Origin of the sequence: Streptomyces sp. DH-12 (genome assembly GCF_002899455.1) — a bacterium.
Classification (GTDB): Bacteria; Actinomycetota; Actinomycetes; order Streptomycetales; family Streptomycetaceae; genus Streptomyces.
Window position 1 is genome coordinate 2,844,176 of the sequence record NZ_PPFB01000001.1, and the last position, 18,250, is coordinate 2,862,425.

19 protein-coding genes are annotated in these 18,250 nt (G+C 72.8%); 10 read left to right on the forward strand and 9 right to left on the reverse strand.

Annotated elements, in window-relative coordinates:
• Positions 1 to 76: 76 nt before the first annotated feature.
• Positions 77 to 832, reverse strand: a complete 756-nt coding sequence (locus C1708_RS11440; RefSeq protein WP_106412575.1) for a ferritin-like domain-containing protein — start codon at positions 830 to 832, stop codon at positions 77 to 79.
• 492 nt (positions 833 to 1,324) lie between these two features.
• On the opposite strand from C1708_RS11440, the gene C1708_RS11445 reads away from it, so the two are divergent.
• From C1708_RS11445 to C1708_RS11455, 3 genes are all read left to right on the forward strand, one after another.
• Positions 1,325 to 3,508, forward strand: a complete 2,184-nt coding sequence (locus tag C1708_RS11445; RefSeq protein ID WP_241911222.1) for a DEAD/DEAH box helicase — start codon at positions 1,325 to 1,327, stop codon at positions 3,506 to 3,508.
• Positions 3,509 to 3,589: 81 nt separating this feature from the next.
• On the forward strand, positions 3,590 to 4,462 hold the full coding sequence (locus tag C1708_RS11450) for an alpha/beta fold hydrolase (protein WP_106412576.1): 873 nt from the start codon (positions 3,590 to 3,592) through the stop codon (positions 4,460 to 4,462).
• Positions 4,459 to 4,932: a hypothetical protein gene (locus C1708_RS11455; protein WP_106412577.1), complete on the forward strand. Its 474-nt coding sequence runs from the start codon at positions 4,459 to 4,461 to the stop codon at positions 4,930 to 4,932. Before C1708_RS11450 ends, C1708_RS11455 begins: the two co-directional genes overlap by 4 nt.
• On the opposite strand, the gene C1708_RS11460 is transcribed toward C1708_RS11455, so the two are convergent.
• Positions 4,929 to 5,822, reverse strand: a complete 894-nt coding sequence (locus C1708_RS11460) for an NYN domain-containing protein (RefSeq protein WP_106412578.1) — start codon at positions 5,820 to 5,822, stop codon at positions 4,929 to 4,931. The genes C1708_RS11455 and C1708_RS11460 overlap by 4 nt on opposite strands.
• A gap of 228 nt (positions 5,823 to 6,050) precedes the next feature.
• Here C1708_RS11460 and C1708_RS11465 point away from each other — a divergent pair, with 228 nt between their 5' ends.
• On the forward strand, positions 6,051 to 6,203 hold the full coding sequence (locus C1708_RS11465) for a DUF8834 family protein (RefSeq protein WP_106412579.1): 153 nt from the start codon (positions 6,051 to 6,053) through the stop codon (positions 6,201 to 6,203).
• Between the two features lie 128 nt (positions 6,204 to 6,331).
• On the opposite strand, the gene C1708_RS11470 is transcribed toward C1708_RS11465, so the two are convergent.
• The 4 genes from C1708_RS11470 to C1708_RS11485 all read right to left on the reverse strand — a co-directional run bounded on the left by C1708_RS11470 (position 6,332) and on the right by C1708_RS11485 (position 9,535).
• The gene (locus C1708_RS11470; RefSeq protein ID WP_106412580.1) at positions 6,332 to 6,937 is read right to left on the reverse strand and encodes a MarC family protein; all 606 of its coding nucleotides are present in this window, start codon (positions 6,935 to 6,937) and stop codon (positions 6,332 to 6,334) included.
• 105 nt (positions 6,938 to 7,042) lie between these two features.
• A complete protein-coding gene (locus C1708_RS11475; protein WP_106412581.1) occupies positions 7,043 to 7,903 on the reverse strand; it encodes a PHP domain-containing protein in 861 nt (286 codons plus the stop codon).
• A 117-nt stretch (positions 7,904 to 8,020) separates the two neighbouring features.
• Positions 8,021 to 8,662: a DUF6758 family protein gene (locus C1708_RS11480; RefSeq protein WP_106412582.1), complete on the reverse strand. Its 642-nt coding sequence runs from the start codon at positions 8,660 to 8,662 to the stop codon at positions 8,021 to 8,023.
• 288 nt (positions 8,663 to 8,950) lie between these two features.
• Entirely contained in the window at positions 8,951 to 9,535 is a 585-nt protein-coding gene (locus C1708_RS11485; RefSeq protein ID WP_106412583.1) for a suppressor of fused domain protein, read from the reverse strand.
• A 529-nt stretch (positions 9,536 to 10,064) separates the two neighbouring features.
• Here C1708_RS11485 and C1708_RS11490 point away from each other — a divergent pair.
• The 3 genes from C1708_RS11490 to C1708_RS11500 all read left to right on the forward strand — a co-directional run bounded on the left by C1708_RS11490 (position 10,065) and on the right by C1708_RS11500 (position 12,693).
• Positions 10,065 to 11,183 carry a magnesium and cobalt transport protein CorA gene (locus tag C1708_RS11490; RefSeq protein ID WP_106412584.1) on the forward strand — a complete coding sequence of 373 codons (1,119 nt, stop codon included), beginning with the start codon at positions 10,065 to 10,067 and terminating at the stop codon, positions 11,181 to 11,183.
• Between the two features lie 32 nt (positions 11,184 to 11,215).
• Positions 11,216 to 11,728 (forward strand): hypothetical protein, encoded by a 513-nt coding sequence (locus C1708_RS11495; protein ID WP_106412585.1) that lies wholly within the window; start codon positions 11,216 to 11,218, stop codon positions 11,726 to 11,728.
• Positions 11,729 to 12,342: 614 nt separating this feature from the next.
• On the forward strand, positions 12,343 to 12,693 hold the full coding sequence (locus tag C1708_RS11500; RefSeq protein WP_106412586.1) for a hypothetical protein: 351 nt from the start codon (positions 12,343 to 12,345) through the stop codon (positions 12,691 to 12,693).
• A gap of 92 nt (positions 12,694 to 12,785) precedes the next feature.
• On the opposite strand, the gene C1708_RS11505 is transcribed toward C1708_RS11500, so the two are convergent.
• Complete coding sequence (locus tag C1708_RS11505; protein ID WP_106412587.1) at positions 12,786 to 13,532, reverse strand: hypothetical protein; 747 nt, start codon at positions 13,530 to 13,532, stop codon at positions 12,786 to 12,788.
• A 219-nt stretch (positions 13,533 to 13,751) separates the two neighbouring features.
• Here C1708_RS11505 and C1708_RS11510 point away from each other — a divergent pair, with 219 nt between their 5' ends.
• Genes C1708_RS11510 through C1708_RS11520 form a run of 3 tightly spaced genes read left to right on the forward strand, consistent with a single transcriptional unit; the run spans position 13,752 to position 16,810 of the window.
• Positions 13,752 to 15,035: a magnesium transporter MgtE N-terminal domain-containing protein gene (locus C1708_RS11510; RefSeq protein WP_106412588.1), complete on the forward strand. Its 1,284-nt coding sequence runs from the start codon at positions 13,752 to 13,754 to the stop codon at positions 15,033 to 15,035.
• Positions 15,025 to 15,633, forward strand: coding sequence for a DUF1003 domain-containing protein (locus C1708_RS11515; RefSeq protein WP_106412589.1), 609 nt, complete (start codon positions 15,025 to 15,027; stop codon positions 15,631 to 15,633). The genes C1708_RS11510 and C1708_RS11515 overlap by 11 nt, the downstream gene beginning before the upstream one ends.
• Before the next feature lie 43 nt (positions 15,634 to 15,676).
• Positions 15,677 to 16,810, forward strand: coding sequence for an Mrp/NBP35 family ATP-binding protein (locus C1708_RS11520; RefSeq protein WP_106412590.1), 1,134 nt, complete (start codon positions 15,677 to 15,679; stop codon positions 16,808 to 16,810).
• Positions 16,811 to 16,890: 80 nt separating this feature from the next.
• Here C1708_RS11520 and C1708_RS11525 read toward each other — a convergent pair whose 3' ends face one another.
• Together C1708_RS11525 and C1708_RS11530 are read right to left on the reverse strand one after the other, a co-directional pair.
• Complete coding sequence (locus C1708_RS11525) at positions 16,891 to 17,565, reverse strand: hypothetical protein (protein ID WP_198602466.1); 675 nt, start codon at positions 17,563 to 17,565, stop codon at positions 16,891 to 16,893.
• Between the two features lie 223 nt (positions 17,566 to 17,788).
• Positions 17,789 to 18,223, reverse strand: a complete 435-nt coding sequence (locus tag C1708_RS11530; protein WP_106412592.1) for a sec-independent translocase — start codon at positions 18,221 to 18,223, stop codon at positions 17,789 to 17,791.
• Between the last annotated feature and the right edge of the window lie 27 nt (positions 18,224 to 18,250).

The window sequence follows — 18,250 nt, forward strand, 5'->3', positions numbered from 1 at the left end:
TCGTCGGGCCACCACCCCTGACGCCTCCCCCGGGGGACCGTCCGGACGCGGCGGTCGGGCACCTGCGCCGGTGCCGTCAGGCGGCCAGGCCCAGCGCCGCCATCCGCTTGGTGTGGGCCTCCGTGATGCGGGAGAACATGCGGCCGACCTCCGCCAGGTCGAACCCGTCCGCGACGCCGCCCACGAGCATCGTCGACAGCGCGTCCCGGTCGGCGACCACCCGCTGGGACTGGGACAGCGCCTCGCCCATCAGCCGGCGCGCCCACAGCGCGAGCCGTCCGCCGACGCGCGGGTCCGCCTCGATCGCCGCGCGCACCTTCTCCACGGCGAAGCCGCCGTGCCCCGTGTCGTCCAGGACGGCCAGGACCAGCGCGCGGGTGTCGGAGTCCAGGCGCGCCGCGACCTCGCGGTAGAAGTCGCTGGCGATGGAGTCGCCCACGTACGCCTTGACCAGGCCCTCCAGCCAGTCGGACGGCGCCGTCTGCTTGTGGAAGCCGTCGTAGGCGGCGACGAACGGCTCCATGGCCTGCGTCGGCTCCTCGCCGATCTCGGCCAGCCGGTCCCGCAGCCGCTCGAAGTGGTGGAACTCCGCCGAGGCCATCTTCGCCAGCTCCGCCTTGTCCGCCATCGTCGGCGCCAGCTTGGCGTCCTCCGCGAGCCGCTCGAACGCCGCCAGCTCCCCGTACGCGAGCGCGCCGAGCAGATCCACGACAGCGGCGCGGTACTGGGGGTCGGCGGAGGCGGCGGCCCAGTCCATGGCGGCGACGCCGGTCCGTTCGGCGGGGGTCTCGGGGGTGTCTGCGGCGTTGTCAGGGCTGTCAGGGCTCGTCATGCTGCGCACAATAGTCCGCTCGGCCCGCCCCGGAGGATCCCGGCCGATCAGTGTGACGACGGCTACGTGACCAAATCGGCCATGGCGTGTGCGCGAATCCGGGGTATGGTGGTAATGCGCCTGCTGAGCATTCCGACGTACTCGGACGTGCCCGACGGGCCGCATGCATATGAGGATGCCCGGTCGGTGGCCCGATCGGCTCCGACCCGACAGCCCTCTGAAGTCGTACGGCACATCGCGTACGGAGTCCGGAGGGACACCTCAGCGGTACGAGCGCTCGAGCGTCGGCAGTGGTCCCGTGTCCTACGGCCCCGACCGTATGGCAGCCGTCGTCCCCGGCACGGTCCCTACACGACCCCCGCGCTCGCCTCGCACCGCGCACACAGAAGAGGCAGCACCCTGACTACGACGTTCCGAGAGCTCGGGATCCTCCCCGAGACCGCCGAAGCCCTTGAAGCCGTCGGCATCACCACCCCCTTCCCCATCCAGGAGATGACGCTCCCCGTGGCCCTGTCGGGCACGGACGTCATCGGCCAGGCCAAGACCGGCACCGGAAAGACGCTCGGTTTCGGCCTTCCGCTCCTCGAGCGGGTCACCGTCCCCGCCGACGTGGAGGCGGGCCGCGCGAAGCCCGAGGACCTCACCGACACGCCGCAGGCGCTGGTCGTCGTCCCCACCCGCGAGCTGTGCACGCAGGTCACCAACGACCTGCTGACCGCCGGCAAGGTGCGGAACGTGCGCGTCACCGCGATCTACGGCGGCCGGGCCTACGAGCCGCAGGTCGAGGCGCTGAAGAAGGGCGTCGACGTGGTCGTCGGCACCCCGGGCCGGCTGCTCGACCTCGCCGGGCAGAAGAAGCTGAACCTGTCCCACGTCAAGGCCCTCGTCCTCGACGAGGCCGACGAGATGCTGGACCTCGGCTTCCTGCCCGACGTCGAGAAGATCATCAACCTGCTTCCGGTGAAGCGGCAGACCATGCTGTTCTCGGCCACCATGCCGGGCGCGGTCATCGGCCTGGCCCGCCGCTACATGTCGCAGCCCACGCACATCCGCGCCACCGCGCCGGACGACGAGGGCGCCACGGTCGCGAACACCAAGCAGTTCGTCTACCGCGCGCACAACATGGACAAGCCCGAGATGGTCGCGCGGATACTGCAGGCCGACGGCCGTGGCCTGGTCATGGTCTTCTGCCGCACCAAGCGCACCGCCGCAGACCTGGCCGACCAGCTGAAGCAGCGCGGCTTCGCCTCCGGCGCGGTCCACGGCGACCTCGGCCAGGGCGCCCGCGAGCAGGCCCTGCGCGCCTTCCGCAACGGCAAGGTGGACGTGCTCGTCTGCACCGACGTCGCCGCGCGCGGCATCGACGTCGAGGGCGTCACGCACGTCATCAACTACCAGTCCCCCGAGGACGAGAAGACGTACCTGCACCGCATCGGCCGCACCGGCCGCGCGGGTGCGAAGGGCACGGCGATCACGCTGGTCGACTGGGACGACATCCCGCGCTGGCAGCTGATCAACAAGGCGCTGGACCTGGGCCTCGGCGACCCGGCGGAGACCTACTCCACCTCCCCGCACCTGTACACGGACCTGGGCATCCCCGAGGGCACCAAGGGCGTCCTGCCCCGGTCGGAGCGCACCCGGGCCGGGCTGGAGGCGGAGGAGATCGAGGACCTGGGCGAGGTCGGCGGCCGTGGACCGCGCGGACGCGGCGGCCGTGACGGCCGTGACGGGCGCCGCGGTTCCCGTTCCGAGGAGCGTGAGGCGTCGCCGCGCACGCCGCGCCGCCGTCGCCGTACCCGTGGCGGGGCGCCGGTCGACGAGGCGGGCCTGCAGTCCGCCCCGGCGGCCTCCCTGGACGCCGGGGAGACGGAGGCCGGTGAGGCCCCCGCGCGCACCCCGCGCCGTCGTCGCCGCACCCGCGGCGGGGCCACCGCCGCGGTGAGCCCGGTGGAGCAGGCGGCGGAGACCTCCCTCGACACGGCCGAGGGCCCGTCGGCGGACGGCCTCGAGACGCCCGCGACCTCCGCCGAGAAGCCGCGCCGTCGCCGCACCCGCCGGTCGGCCGAGCAGGCCCAGGACGTGGCGGACCAGCCGTCGGTCCCGGAGCCCGCAGCCGAGGAGGCCGCAGCCGAGGAGTCCGCCACGGCGGAGCCCGCTCCGGCGGAGGACACCGCGCCGCGCCGTCGCCGCACCCGCAAGACGGCCCAGGCCGCCCAGACCGCCGAGACGGCGGTCGACACCGCCGAGGGCGTGACGGAGGTCGCCGAGGCCGCGCCCAAGCGCACCCGTAAGGCCGCCGCGAAGGCGGAGACCGCGGTCGAGACCGCCGAAGGCACCGTCACTGCCGAGGCCAAGCCGCGCCGCACCCGCAAGAAGGCGGTCGCCGCCGAGGCCGACGCCACGGCAGAGGCCGCGCCGAAGCGCACGCGGAAGACCGCGGCCAAGAAGGCGGAGGCCGCCGTGGACGCGGCCGAGGGCGCCGAGGCCGCGCCGCGCCGCACCCGCAAGACGGTGCCGGCGCAGGCCGCCCCGGAAGGGGAGACCGCTGAGGCCACCGCGCCGCGCCGCCGGACCCGCAAGACCGCCGCGTCCGCGCCGGAGGCCACGGAGACGGCGGAGCCGAAGGTCCGCCGCACCCGCAAGGCCGCGGCCCCCGCGGAGACCGCGGAGAGCTGACACCGCACCGACGCCGACGGCCCGGTCCCCGCTCGTGGGGCCGGGCCGTCGGCGTGTGCGCGCCCCGCTACCCTCACCCGGGTGATCACCACCTCCTCCCCCGCTCACCTCCCCGTCCTCCGCCCTCGCCGGCTCCCCACCGCGCGGGGCGAGTTCGCCGTCCTGGACGTTCCGCCGGCCGCCGGGACCCCGGCGCGGGGGACCGTGCTGCTCCTGCCCGGATACACCGGCAGCAAGGAGGACTTCACGCTGGTCCTCGCACCGCTCGCGGCGCGCGGCTACCGTGCCGTCGCCGTGGACGGGCGCGGCCAGCACGGATCGGACGGCCCCGCCGACGACGAAGCGGCGTACGCACAGGACGAGTTGGCGAAGGACGTGCTGGCGCAGGCGCGCGCCTGCGACGCTCCCGTGCATCTCGTCGGCCATTCGATGGGCGGCCAGATCGCCCGCGCGGCCGTCGTGCTGGACCACTCCCCCTTCCGCTCGCTGACGCTCGTGTCCTCGGGCGCCGCCCGCGTCTCCGTCTCCCAGGAGCAGCGGGTGAAGCTGCTGCGGGACGCTCTTGCGGTGATGTCGATGGAGGAGTGCTGGGAGGCGATCCTGGCGATGGGCCCGCCGGAGGAAGTGGGCGGCCCCGCACGCGGAATCGGCGGCCCGGAGCAGCTCAGGAAACGCTGGCTGAGCACCAAGCCCGCACAACTGATCGCCACCGGACGGCAGTTGTGCGCGGAGCCGGACCGGGTCGCGGAACTGGCCGCCGTCCCGCTGCCGTTCCACGTCCTCTCCGGTTCGCACGACGACACCTGGCCGGTCCCGGACCTCGACGCCATGGCCCGCCGCCTGTCGGCCCGCCGTACGATCGTCGACGGCGCCGGTCACACGCCCACCGTCGACCGCCCCGCCCCCACCGCCCAGGCCCTCGCCGACTTCTTCGACACCTTGGCGGTCTCATGAACCACGCCCGCAGCGCCGGCGCCCTGATCCTGCTCTCGGCGGCCGTCGGCTGCGTGTCGGGGGCGGACGCCCCCGACCGCCCCGCCCCCTCCCCGCCGGCCGCCGCCGGCAGCAGCCCCGCTGCCCGGCCGAGCGCCCCGGTGACCCCGCCGGCGCTCGACGGCGGCACGGCCGGCGCGCACGGCCCCGCCCACGGCAACGCGGCCTTCTCCTACGCGCCCGGCGCCCGGGGCGAGGTCCTGACCGTCGCCGTCAGCTGCCGGGGCGCCGGGACCGTGCAGGTGCGGATACCCGTGCTGCACGCGGGCTTCCCGGTCGCGTGCGGCGCCGGGAAGCCCGCCGTCACGTCCCACGCCCTCGCCCTGCCGGCCGCCCACCGGGCCGGGACCGTGCGCGTGACCGCACCGTCCGGCGTGACCTGGGCGGTCACCGTCGGCCGGGACGGCCCCGCGGAGATCCCGCCGGCCTAGTACTGCGCCTGCAGGTGGTCCCAGAAGCCGTCACGGAGGGCGCGGCGCAGGTCGGCCTGGCCGCGGAGGGAGTACTGGAGGAGTCCCTCGGCCTCGACCAGGAGGTCCTGGTCGACGGAGCCGGGCAGGTACGGGTGGCCGGGGAGCAGTTCCATCATGGGTTCGCGGCCGCGCGAGACCAGCCACTTCGCGGCGATCTGCGCGCCGACGAAGCGGACGTCCTCGCGGGTGGGCCGGCCGCCCGCCGATTCGTACGCGGGCGCCGTGCGCCGGGAGACGTAGGGCTTGAAGAAGTCCAGGTCGAGGGTGCGCTGGCTGTCGACCTCCCAGAGCAGCGGCTCGGCCTGGTTGCGGCCCTCGGGCGCCTCGATGCCCCACAGGTGGACCCGGGCGCCGTAGCCCTGGGCCGCCTCGACGGCGGAGACCAGGTCCTCGTCGCCGCCGAGCAGGGCCGCGTCGCTGATGGCGCGGTGCCGGGCCAGTGACTCCAGGTCGGAGCGGATCAGGGAGTCGACGCCCTTCTGCTGGTTGTTGGCGTTGAGGTTGCCGAGGCGGACCTTGACGTCGGGCAGTTCGGCGATGGACTGCTGCTCGGCGGTGTGGATGCGGCGCCGGGCGCCGTCGTACCAGTAGACGCGCAGCAGCCTGCTGTCGGCGAAGACGGTGCGGGCGCGGTCGATGAGCGCGTCGATCAGCCCCTCGGCGTCGAGGTCGAAGGCGCGGCGGTCCTCCGTCCCCGCGACGAGCCGCCCGGCGGCCGCGTAGAGGTAGCCGGCGTCCACGAAGATCGCGTGGGTCGAGGGCGTCTTGGCCACCTCGGCGAGCATGCGCTGGAGCAGCTCGTTCGTGCGGTCGATACGGGCGTGCAGGGCCGTGAGGTCGTCGTTCATCACCTGTCATTGTTCCGCTGGTCACGCTACGAACACAACCGGTCCCGGTCGGTCCTCTCCGAAAACCTTACTCGTCAGTATTTAGCCGATTGAAAGTTTTCCTTAGCGTAGGGAATGTTTGCACCACACAGCCCGTTGGACCCTGTGCGGCACACGGGCCCGTCCGGTCCGTGGGCCTTCACCCAGTAGTTCTCCTTCAGGAGGATGACCAGACGAAGGGAGAAGCCCTTGCGCTTCGAAATCATGCGACTCGACGACATCGACGGCACGCCCGTGGACTCGACCGTCGTGGACGCCGCCTCCGTCAACCGCATCGTTCAGCAGGCTGCCGCCGTGGGGCAGCGTCTGTGGATCCGCCCGGCCGACACACCGGCCTCGTAACTCCCGCACCGCGGGCGGGCGGCCGTACGAGCCGCTTCCCGGTGCACTGTGCGCATGCTTGAGGAGCCCCCGTACCTGCTCGGTACGGGGGCTCCGGTGTGCCTCGCGGCGCCGGGTCCTGGCGCGGGTCAGGCGCCCTGGATCACCTGTGTGACGCCGTTGATGATCTGCTGGACGGCGATGGCGGAGAGCATCATGCCCGCCAGCCGTGTCACCAGCACCACGCCGCCGTCCTTGATGACCCGGATGATCAGCAGCGAGTAGCGCATCACCAGCCACAGGACGACGTGGATGGCGAGGATCGCCGACCAGACCGACACCTGCCCCGTGACGCTGTCGGCCTTCTCCACGGCGAGGATGACCGACACGATCGCGCCCGGCCCGGCCAGCAGCGGCATGCCCAGCGGGACCAGCGCGACGTTGACGTCCTTGGTCTGCTTGGGCTCGTCGGTCTTGCCGGTGAGCAGGTCCAGCGCGATCAGCAGGAGCAGCAGACCGCCGGCGATCATCAGCGCCGGGATGGAGACGTGCAGGTAGCCCAGGATCTGGTGGCCGAGCAGACCGAAGACGGTGATCACGCCGCCCGCCACACAGACGGCCTGGAAGGCCATGTGCCGCTGCGCCTTGGCCGGGCGGCCCGCGGTCAGCGCGAGGAAGATCGGGGTGATCCCCGGGGGATCCATGATGACGAAAAGGGTCAGGAAGAGAGAGCCGAAGACGGCGACGTCGAGCATGACTGCCTTGCGCGAGAACGAGGAAGGAAAAGGGAGGGACGAAGAGAAAGGCGAGGGGCGGGGAGCAGGGGTGCGGGGCTCAGGGCCCGCCGGCCCCCGCGGGGCTCAGGCCGCCCCGCCGGCCCCCGGCACCGGGAACGCTCCGGTCGCCCGCCGCGTGATCTCACCGTAGATCTCGGGGTCCGTGGTGAACTCGCCGAGGACGCAGGTCTTCCGGCTGCCGTGGTAGTCGCTCGATCCGGTCACCAGCAGCCCCAGCTCGCCCGCCAGGCCGCGCAGCCGCGCGCGCGTGCCGGGGTCGTGGTCCATGTGGTCGACCTCGATGCCGTCGAGACCGGCCTCGGCCAGCTCCGCGATCGCGGACTCCGGCACGGTCCGGCCCCGCTTGACCGCGGCCGGGTGCGCGAAGACGGCGACGCCGCCCGCGTTCTTCACCAGCCGGACGGCCTCGAAGGGGTCGGTCTCGTGCTTCGGCATGTACGCCCGGCCGCCGTCGGCCAGCCACTCCGGGGTGAACGCGTCGCTCACGCTCGCCACCACGCCGAGTTCGACGAGCGCGCTGGCCACGTGCGGGCGGCCCACCGAGCCGTCGCCGGCGATCCGGGCGACCTGCTCCCAGGTGACCGGCACGCCCAGCTCGTTCAGCTTGGCGATCATGCCCTTGGCGCGCGGCACCCGGTCGTCGCGGACCAGCTCGCGCTCGGCGAGCAGGGCGGGCTCCTCGGGGTCGAACAGGTAGGCCAGCAGATGCATGCTGACACCGTCGAGGCGGCAGGAGAGTTCGGCGCCGGTGACCAGGGTGAGGCCCTGCGGCAGCGCCGCGAGCGCCTCGGCGTGGCCGCGCGTGGTGTCGTGGTCGGTGAGGGCGACGACGTCGAGTCCGGCCGCGGCGGCCTTGCGGACCAGCTCGGCCGGGGTGTCCGTGCCGTCGGACGCGGTGGAGTGGGTGTGCAGGTCGATGCGCACGACGCGTTACTCCAAGCGTGACGGACGGAGGGGGACGCTCCAGGGTAACCGGATTTTCAGCCACCCCTGTCACACCCGAACCCGGCAGGCGCCCCCTACACCACCGGCCGCGTCCGGCTACGCCTCCAGCAGCCGCGGCGACAGGGCGCCGCAGGGCACCAGCTCCACCTCGGCGCCGGCGTCCCGCAGGTCGGCGAGGACCAGCTCGTCGTACATCAGCAGCCCCGACTGCTCGGGCCACACCACGGCCCACAGCCACAGGCCGAGCGCCTCGCCCGCGAACACGGCGCGGTCGTCGGGCGTGCGGGAGACGTGCCAGAGCGGGGTGGGGCGTCCTGCGGCCAGCACCTTGACCGGGGGCGGCTTCTCGACGTCCATGGAGGGCCCGGGGTCCGGGCCGTCGATGCCCGCGTACCGCGCGCCGAGTCCGACGCCGAGCTCCTCGGCGACCAGGATGAGCTCGCCCATCCCGCCGAGCGGCCCGGGGCCGGTGCACGCGACGGCCGTCGCCCGGCCCCCGCTGCGGTCGTCGCCCGCGGACGCCACGCCCGTGAAGAGCCAGCCCACCGGCAGCGGCCACGGCATCCACACCGGCACCTCGGTGCGGCGCACGACGACTTCGAGGGCCTCGACGCTCGGCGGTATCACGGGCTGCAGCGGGTGCACGGTGCCGTGCGCAGCGCACTGCCAGGCATCCGAGAAGAGGCCGGGAGCCCTGACCCGGCCACCGCACTTCGGGCAACTGGGTTCGCCCCTCATAGGGCCCCACGGTCCTAGGTCCGCGGCGCCACGTCAAGGACGATCACCCGACCGGGCGGAACGGCGACGCACGGACCGAGACGGACGCCCCGCGCATCGAGCACGCGTGGCCCGTCTGCCGCGTGCGCGTCCCACCCCTCTCCGGCCGGCGCCTCTCCGCGTCCCCGCGGCCGAAGCACCGGGCCGACGTGCTCACCGCCGAGGCGGAGAGAGCTCCGGCCCCCGCACGCCACCGGGGTCGGCGTCTTCGCCAACCGAGCGCCCCGGCAACGGCGTCGGTGAGCTTCCTCACTCCAGCGGCACGGACTTCCGGGACGGGTCCCTGAGGTCCGTGCCGTGGTTCAGCCACCGCTCCTGGAGCGCCTGGGCGCCGTGCACGCGCTTCCAGGCGGCCTCGTTCGGCGTCATCGGCAGCAGCGGCAGGAAGCGCACGGGCTCCAGGGGCGCGTCGAGTTCGAGGTCCTCCACCAGGCCGCCCGGCTCGGCGACCAGCACCGAGGTGAACGGGGCGCCGGGCCACAGCGGCTCCCCCACGTCGAGCGAGGCGCCGGGCGCCACGACGAGCCCCTCGACCTGCGGGGACGCGGCGAGCACGGCGAGCGGGCGGAGCACCTTGTCGGTGTCGGCGACGCCGCCGCGCACGGACAGCACCAGCTCGGCCCGGGGTCCCGCGACCGGGTCCGCGATCATGGCCGTGGGGTCCGCCATGGGCTGCGCGGACATGCCGAGGGTCGCGTAGCGCACGATGTCCCCCTCGTGGAACCGCAGCACCTCGATGCGGTCCGTGCCCAGGAAGGTGACCGCCGCGCGCGCGTCCGGTTCGCCCAGCGCGGTGCGCAGCCGGGCCTCGACCAGAGGAAGAACATCAGCCATGCGGCGAGCATAGAACTCGTCAGTACCGGGCAAAGCAAAGCCTTGACACAGCGGTCGGCTGATACGCTTGGCCGGTGGTTCGGGCAGCACGCCACAGCGGCACCGCCCAGGCCTTCAGGGCCCTGGGGAAGTCCGCTCCATGCCCGAACGCCCGTATGGCACCCCCCGTTGACGGGGGAATCCCCCAGGGGATCACGATCGTCCCTCACGAGGGACCGGCCGGAGGAGGTGGGGCTGGCATGGACCGAAGTCGACCGTGCAGTATCACCCGCTCTTCCGCCCGCTGAGGCAGCTGTTCTCCTTTCGGCTCCCGCCTTTCGCTTCGCGCGTCTTCATCGGAAGAGCACTCGTTTCGTTCTGACCGATCTGCCCCAGTAGCTGTGTCAGCGACGAAGCTCGCCACCGCGACGGTGCGGTGCTGCCCGCTTTGTGGACGTGCCAAACATCCGCAGTCCAGGACGTCCTCATTCCGGGTTGTTCCACCCGTCGCCCCGGCGCCTTTCGTTGCCCGTTCGCGAAGGAGCCCGCCATGTCGATGATCCGCGACCTGCGCGCCGTGGTCCGTCCCTCCCGTGTCTCGCTACGCAAGGACAGCGGCCCGTACGAGACCACGCGGGAGCGCGCGACGGCCACCGCCGTCGTCGACTGCGCCGTCTACCGGGACGGCCGCCGCCTGGACACCGAGGGCGGCCCGCTCGGCCCCCAGGACGCGATGCGCCGGGTGCGCCGCGACGGAGGCTTCGTCTGGATCGGCCTGCACGAGCCCACGGAGGCCGAATTCGCGGGAATCGCCGCCGAGTTCGGGCTGCACCCGCTGGCCGTGGAGGACGCCGTCCAGGCCCACCAGCGGCCCAAGCTGGAGCGCTACGACGACTCCCTGTTCACGGTCTTCAAGACCGTCCACTACCTCGACCACGACCGTGTCTCCTCCAGCAGCGAGATCGTGGAGACCGGCGAGGTCATGTGCTTCACCGGCCGGGACTTCTTCATCACCGTCCGGCACGGCGGCCAGGGCTCCCTGCGCGCCCTGCGCCACCGCCTCCAGGACGATCCGGAGCTGCTGGCCAAGGGCCCCTCTGCGGTGCTGCACGCCATCGCCGACCACGTGGTGGACGGCTACATCGCGGTCGCCGACGCCCTGCAGGACGACATCGACGAGGTCGAGACCAAGGTCTTCTCCCCCGGCCGCAAGGGCACCCCGCGCGGCACGGACGCCGGTGAGATCTACCAGCTCAAGCGCGAGGTGCTGGAGTTCAAGCGGGCCGTGGCGCCGCTGCTGCGCCCGATGCAGCTGCTCAGCGAGCGGCCGATGCGGCTGATCGACCCGGAGATCCAGAAGTACTTCCGGGACGTCGCCGACCACGTGGCCCGGGTGCAGGAGCAGGTCATCGGCTTCGACGAGCTGCTGAACTCCATCCTCCAGGCCAACCTCGCGCAGGCGTCCGTGGCGCAGAACGAGGACATGCGCAAGATCACCTCGTGGGCCGCGATCATCGCCGTGCCGACGATGGTGTGCGGGGTGTACGGCATGAACTTCGACTACATGCCGGAGACCCACTGGAAGTACGGCTACCCGGTGGTCCTCGGCGTCACGGTCGCCCTCTGTCTCGGCATCCACCGCATGCTGAAGCGCAACGGCTGGCTCTGAACCGGGCCCCCGCGCCTGGATAGGCTGGGCGCATGACAGGCGAGCTGCTCGACCGGGCCCTCATCGAGGAGGCCACGAAGAAGTCCGGCCTCATCTGGGTCGAGGGACCCGACGTCCCGGTCCGTCCGCTGTGGCACGTGTGGCACGAGGGCGCCGCCTGCGTGGTCGGCGACGGCCCCGGTGAACAGCCCCTGACGGGACTCGCCGACGGGGTCCGGGCCGAGGTGACCGTGCGCAGCAAGGACAAGGGCGGCCGGCTGGTCACCTGGACCGCCGCGGTCCGTGAACTGGCCTCGGGCTCCGAGGAGTGGACGGCGGCCGTCGACGGCCTCAAGGGCAAGCGGCTCAACGCCCCCGACGGCGAGGCGATGCCGCAGCGCTGGGCCCGCGAGTGCCGGGTGCTGCGCCTGGAGCCGACGGGCGCGACGGCCGCGCTGCCCGACGGCGACCTCGCCGCGGTCCCGCCGCCCACCCCCGCGACGACCCGGACGCCGGCGCCTGCCGGGCCGCCGCGTCGGCCGGGCAGGCGCAAGCGGCGCGGCTGACGCGGCAGCGGCCCGGGGCACTCGGAGGAACCCCCTGAACACGTTCAGCGCTCCAGCGGCGGCGCACGCCTCCGGGTGGTGACGGTCACTGCCCTGCCAGGAAGGGCGTGACCGAAGTGGGCTGTCCCGCCGTTGGGTTGGGGCCGGCGTCCGCTCGGACGAAGATCCGTTCCGGTTGGGCGGTCCGTCGTCGCGACGGGGGACCCGCCGCTCGTCCAGGGCTCGGGAACCGGGCGAGCCGGCTGGGCGGTGGCGCTGTCACCGGTCCGGCCTCACGTGCTCATCCGGTCGTCCGGCCCTCGCCGATGCTCGCGGGTCCGCCGTACGACCGCCCGCATCCGGATGGCCGTCCTCGCCTGGCCCCGCCCCGCTGAAAAGGACTCCTTGACTGTCATGCGCACTCCGTGCCACGGCCGTCGGACGGCGGCCGGCCCCGATGCTTGCCGGGTTCCGGCAGGTTCTCGCCATCGAGGCTGCCGCGGCCCGGCGGGGTGCGCGACGAGCGGCTCGATCATCATGGTGGCGCGGGCCCGCGCTCCTGATGGAGGCCGGGGCACCGGCACCGCCTCAAGCCGGTCGGCCGAAAGGCCGGAGAAGCCAGAGAGGGGGACGCGGTGGTCGAGTCCGTGGTCGATGTGGTCGTCGACGTGGTCACGTTGCTGATGGGACCGCTGATCGCGTGGGCCGGCTGGAACACGTGGCGCAGGCCGGACGAGATTCCCCATGTCGCGTCGGGCGGACCACGGTGGACACAGCGCTGCTGGTCCGTCGGTTTCGTGCTGCTCGGGGGCACGGTCACAGCCCTCGGCTGGTTCGGCCTCGCCGGTCGCGAGGAGGTCCGGCCTGTCGGCCTGGTCCGCCTGATCGCCGCGGGGCTCATCGTCCCGCCGATGATGGTCGCGGCCGTGTCCCGGGCCCGGAAGCGTCGCAGATCAGCGGGAGGGCCGGGGCTCGGGTCAGGGTGACCGGCGTCCCCGCCTCGTGCCGGGCCGGCCGGTGAGCGCGCCCGCTCAGCAGCCGCGCTTCATCCTTGGTCGACAGGGCGGGGAAACGCGGTCTAAGAGGTCGGGAGCTGCTTGCCGTAGTCGAGGGTGTCGTCCTTGGCCGGCTTCTCCAGCGGGAAGTCGGCGCCCCAGGCGGAGAAGGTGAGGGTGCCCGCCTCCCCGGCGCGCACCAGCCGCAGCGGATACGGCGTGCCCTCGAGGGAGACGTCCAGGGTGCCGCCGGCCCCGTCGTCGCCGGTGACCCGGACGGTGCGCACGCCGCCCTGCTCGTGGTGACCGTCCGTGCTGAGCTCCCCGTGCAGCGTCAGCAGACCGCTGAGCAGCACGTTCTTGTCGGTGAAGCCGATGAACTTGGTGTACGAGGGGTCGTCCTTGGGCACCTTGACGTACTTCGCGGCGAGCTTGTCCGCGGCCTTGGAGTCGTTCTCCCCGCCGCCGCTGCCCTTCCCCCAGAACGCGGCGTCGGCCTTCAGGAAGAGCTCCTGGCCGACCCGCAGCAGCCGGAAGGTCTGTCCCTGGGCGGTGACCGAGCCGATGCCGCCCTGCTCCTTCAGCCGCATGTCGAGCGTGTAGGCGCGGCCGCTGGTCTCCACCGTCCCGTGCAGCCGCACGGTGCCCACGGACGCGGCGGCCTTCTGGGCCTTGGCCTGGATCTGGTCGGCGGGGAGCCTGCCGACGCCGTTCGTTCCCTCGTTCGGATCCTCGGAGCACCCCGTGAGCGCCGTCCCCGCCACGAGCAGCGCGCACACGGCGCCGGCCAGCGTGGCCCTGCGGGTACGGCCCTGGGAGATCGGAATCACAGGTGGGCTGCCTCTCTGACGGGGGACCTGAACGGCGTACCGCAGAGTACCGGGGCCGGTGACGCCGGACGGAGTCAGTCCGTCCGGACCGGCCACGGGCGCACCGCCGATCGGGACGGGCTAGCCTGAAGCTCACCCGAGCGGGCAATCCGGATAACGGACGCACCAGGCAGCACACGGCAGGGAAGCACCCCGCACGCACGCAAAGGAGCCGCCGGAATGGCATCGGGCGCACCCCGGTTCTTCGTCTCGCACATCTCCGGTGTCGCCGTCTTCGACCCGGCGGGCGACCAGGTGGGGCGCGTGCGCGATCTCGTCGTCATCCTCCGCCCCGGCCGGCGTCCGCCCCGGCTGCTCGGCCTGGTGGTCGAACTCCCCACCCGGCGCCGCATCTTCCTGCCCATGACCCGGGTGACCGCCGTGCAGGCCGGCCAGGTCATCACCACCGGCGTGCTCAACGTCCGCCGCTTCGAGCAGCGGCCCACCGAGCGGCTGGTGTTCGGCGAACTGCTCGACCGGCGGGTGACGCTGGTGGACAGCGGCGAGGAGGTCACCGTCCTGGACCTGTCGGTGCATCAGCTCCAGGCGCGCCGCGAGTGGGAGATCGACCGGGTCTTCGTGCGCAAGGGCAGGAAGGGCGGGGCGTTCCGGCGCGGCAAGGGCGAGACGCTGACCGTGGAGTGGTCCGCCGTCACCGGCTTCTCCCTGGAGGAGGACGGGCAGGGCGCCGAGAACCTGCTGGCCACCTTCGAGCAGCTGCGCCCCGCCGACCTCGCCAACGTGCTGCACCACCTCTCGCCCAAGCGGCGGGCGGAGGTGGCCGCCGCCCTCGACGACGACCGGCTCGCGGACGTCCTGGAGGAGCTGCCCGAGGACGACCAGATCGAGATCCTGGGCGTGCTGGCGGAGGAGCGGGCCGCCGACGTGCTGGAGGCGATGGACCCCGACGACGCGGCCGACCTGCTGGGCGAGCTGCCGGAAGCGGACAAGGAGCGGCTGCTGAGCCTGATGCGGCCCGCGGACGCGGCCGACATGCGCCGCCTGATGTCGTACGAGGAGCACACCGCGGGCGGGCTGATGACCACGGAGCCGATCATCCTGCGGCCGGACGCGACCGTCGCGGACGCCCTCGCCCGGATCCGCGAGCCCGACCTGTCGCCGGCCCACGCGGCGCAGGTGTACGTCTGCCGGCCGCCGGAGGAGACCCCGACGGGCAAGTACCTGGGCACCGTGCACTTCCAGCGGCTGCTGCGCGACCCTCCCTACACCCTGGTCGGCTCCATGCTGGACGACGACCTGCAGCCGCTGGAGCCGGAGGCGTCGCTGCCCGTGGTCGCCGGGTTCTTCGCCACGTACGACATGGTGGCGGCCCCGGTGGTGGACGAGGCGGGGTCGCTGCTGGGGGCGGTGACGGTGGACGACGTGCTGGACCACATGCTGCCGGGCGACTGGCGGGAGACCGAGTTCCATCTGGAGGAAGGGGAGGTGCCCGATGGCGGGTGAGCGCGACGGCGCGCGCGAACGGCTGCCGGCGGGGGCCACGGCCGCCGGACGGCCGCGGACGCCCCGGCTGGACCAGCCGCGCCCCCCTCGGCGCCGCATCCTGCCCGAGTGGGACCCGGACGCCTTCGGACGGCTCTCGGAGCGCATCGCCCGCTTCCTGGGCACCGGGCGGTTCATCGTCTGGATGACGGTCGTCATCATCCTGTGGGTGCTGTGGAACGTCTCCGCGCCGAAGGAGCTGCGGTTCGACGAGTACCCGTTCATCTTCCTGACCCTGGCGCTGTCCCTCCAGGCCTCCTACGCGGCCCCGCTGATCCTGCTCGCGCAGAACCGGCAGGACGACCGCGACCGGGTCAACCTGGAGCAGGACCGCAAGCAGAACGAGCGGTCGATCGCCGACACCGAGTACCTGACCCGTGAGGTCGCCGCGCTGCGCATCGGGCTCGGCGAGGTGGCCACCCGGGACTGGATCCGCTCGGAGCTGCAGGACCTGGTCAAGGAGCTGGAGATCCGGCAGGACGGCCACAAGGAGCAGCACGGCCCACACCCGGCGATGCGGGCGGAACGGCCGCCGGGACGTGACGCAGACGACCGCTGACTTCCTTACCGGCGGGTGTACCCGGAGCCGTACCATCGTCCTTATGGCTACGGAAGACGCGGTGCGCGAAGCACTGGCGACGGTGAACGACCCCGAGATCAACCGGCCCATCACCGAACTCGGGATGGTCAAATCGGTGGAGATCGGTGCGGACGGTGCGGTCGCGGTCACCGTGTACCTGACGGTCTCCGGCTGCCCCATGCGCGACACCATCACGCAGCGCGTGACGGACGCGGTCTCCCGCGTCGAGGGCGTGACCCGGGTCGACGTGACGCTGGACGTCATGAGCGACGAGCAGCGCAAGGAGCTGGCGAGCGCCCTGCGCGGCGGCCAGACCGAGCGCGAGGTGCCCTTCGCCAAGCCGGGCAGTCTCACCCGGGTCTACGCGGTGGCGTCCGGCAAGGGCGGCGTCGGCAAGTCCTCGGTGACGGTGAACCTGGCGGCGGCGATGGCGGCCGACGGCCTGAAGGTCGGTGTCGTGGACGCCGACATCTACGGCCACTCGGTGCCGCGCATGCTGGGCGCCGACGGGCGTCCCACCCAGGTCGAGAACATGATCATGCCGCCGTCGGCGCACGGCGTGAAGGTCATCTCCATCGGCATGTTCACCCCGGGCAACGCACCCGTGGTGTGGCGCGGCCCGATGCTGCACCGCGCGCTCCAGCAGTTCCTGGCGGACGTGTACTGGGGCGACCTGGACGTGCTGCTGCTCGACCTGCCGCCCGGCACCGGCGACATCGCGATCTCGGTCGCGCAGCTCGTGCCGAACGCGGAGATCCTGGTCGTCACGACCCCGCAGCAGGCCGCGGCCGAGGTGGCCGAGCGCGCGGGTTCCATCGCCGTGCAGACGCACCAGAAGATCGTCGGCGTGGTCGAGAACATGTCGGGGCTGCCCTGCCCGCACTGCGGCGAGATGGTCGACGTGTTCGGCACCGGCGGCGGCCAGACCGTCGCCGACGGCCTGACCCGCACCACCGGCGCGAACGTCCCGGTGCTGGGCGCCATCCCGATCGACGTACGGCTGCGCGAGGGCGGCGACGAGGGCAAGCCGGTGGTGCTGTCCGATCCGGACTCCCCGGCGGGCTCGGCGCTGCGTTCCATCGCGGGCAAGCTGGGCGGCCGGCAGCGCGGCCTGTCGGGCATGTCCCTGGGGATCACCCCGCGCAACAAGTTCTGAGACCCGTGCACACGCCGGAGGGCGCCCGTCCGCTGCGGACGGGCGCCCTCCGGCGTTCTCGAGCGGCTGTGCGAGCTCGCTCAGCCCTCGTACGCGGCGATGTCCTCCACCGCGGCGAAGCCCAGCCCGTACGCGCTCATTCCCCGGCCGTACGCGCCGATGTGGACGCCGGCCCGGGTGGAACCGGCGAGCACCCAGCCGTACTCGGACTCCCGGTAGTGGAACGGCGTCGGCACGCCGTCCACCGGCAGGGACAGCGTCGACCAGTCCTCGCCCTCCAGGTCGTCGGCGAGCACCCAGGCGGTCTCCGTCTGCTGCTCCAGCCAGTCGTCGCGCAGGGAGTGGTCCATCTGGCCGGGCCAGGTGAAGGACAGCAGCCCCACGCCGGCGAGCCAGGCGGCGGAGGAGACCGAGGTGGCCTCCAGCAGGCCCGTGCCGTCGGCGCTGCGACGGACCGGGTTGGCGGCCACGGTCACCACGACCGCGAACTTCTCCTTGGCGTCCTGGTCGCCCCCGGCCGCGAACTCGCTGCGGACGGACGGCTCGTCACCGTGTCCGACCGATCCGTGCTCCACGGCCCCGTCGGCCGACAGGCCGACCTGCATCAGCCAGCGCGCCCCCGTGAAGGCCTCGTCGAGGCCGTACCACGGGAAGGGCGCACGCAGGTAGCCGTCGACCGTACGCCGGGCGGAGGGGACTGGTTGTCCGTCCTCCGCGGCCGGCGCCTGTGCGACTGCCGAACTCGTCGTCTCCATGTGCCCGGACGCCTCCTCGCTCTCGTCGGACCGGGCGGCCCGCCCCCCTTTCGGGCGTACTCGTCCGTTCCGCACAACAACTCGGCAGCATAACCACCCTGCCGCCACGGGCAGGGAAACCGCCCGGCGCGTAGGGCGTCCGGACGCCCCGATCGGGCCGTCCGCAGCCCGGGTGGAGTATGAAACGCGTCACGTACGCGCGGGCGCAGGCCCACGGGACCGGTCAGGTGGCGTCCATGTCGAAGGGCGGGCGGTCGTCGGCCGCCGGCCTCTCGGGCTTCTTCGTCATGTCCACACGTCCGCCGGAGGGAGCGGACGAGGAGGACGGGTCGGCGTCGCGCCCGTGGACGGCGTCCGCGACCTCGGCCATCTCCTTCTTCAGGTCGAAGCCGTTGCGGATCTCCTTCAGCCCCAGGTCGTCGTTGTCCAGCTGCTTGCGGATGTACGTCTTGGGGTTGAGGTCCTCGAACTCGAAGTCCTTGAACTCCGGGCCCAGTTCCTGCCGGATGTCCTGCTTGGCGCTCTCCGAGAAGTCCCGGATCTTGCGGATCGTGCGGCTCACGTCCTGGATGACCTTGGGGAGCTTCTCCGGACCGAAGATGAGCACGGCGAGGACGATGAGCGTCACCAGCTCGAGCGGTCCTATGTCATTGAACACCTGAAGCTCCTCGCGATGCCTTCGGTC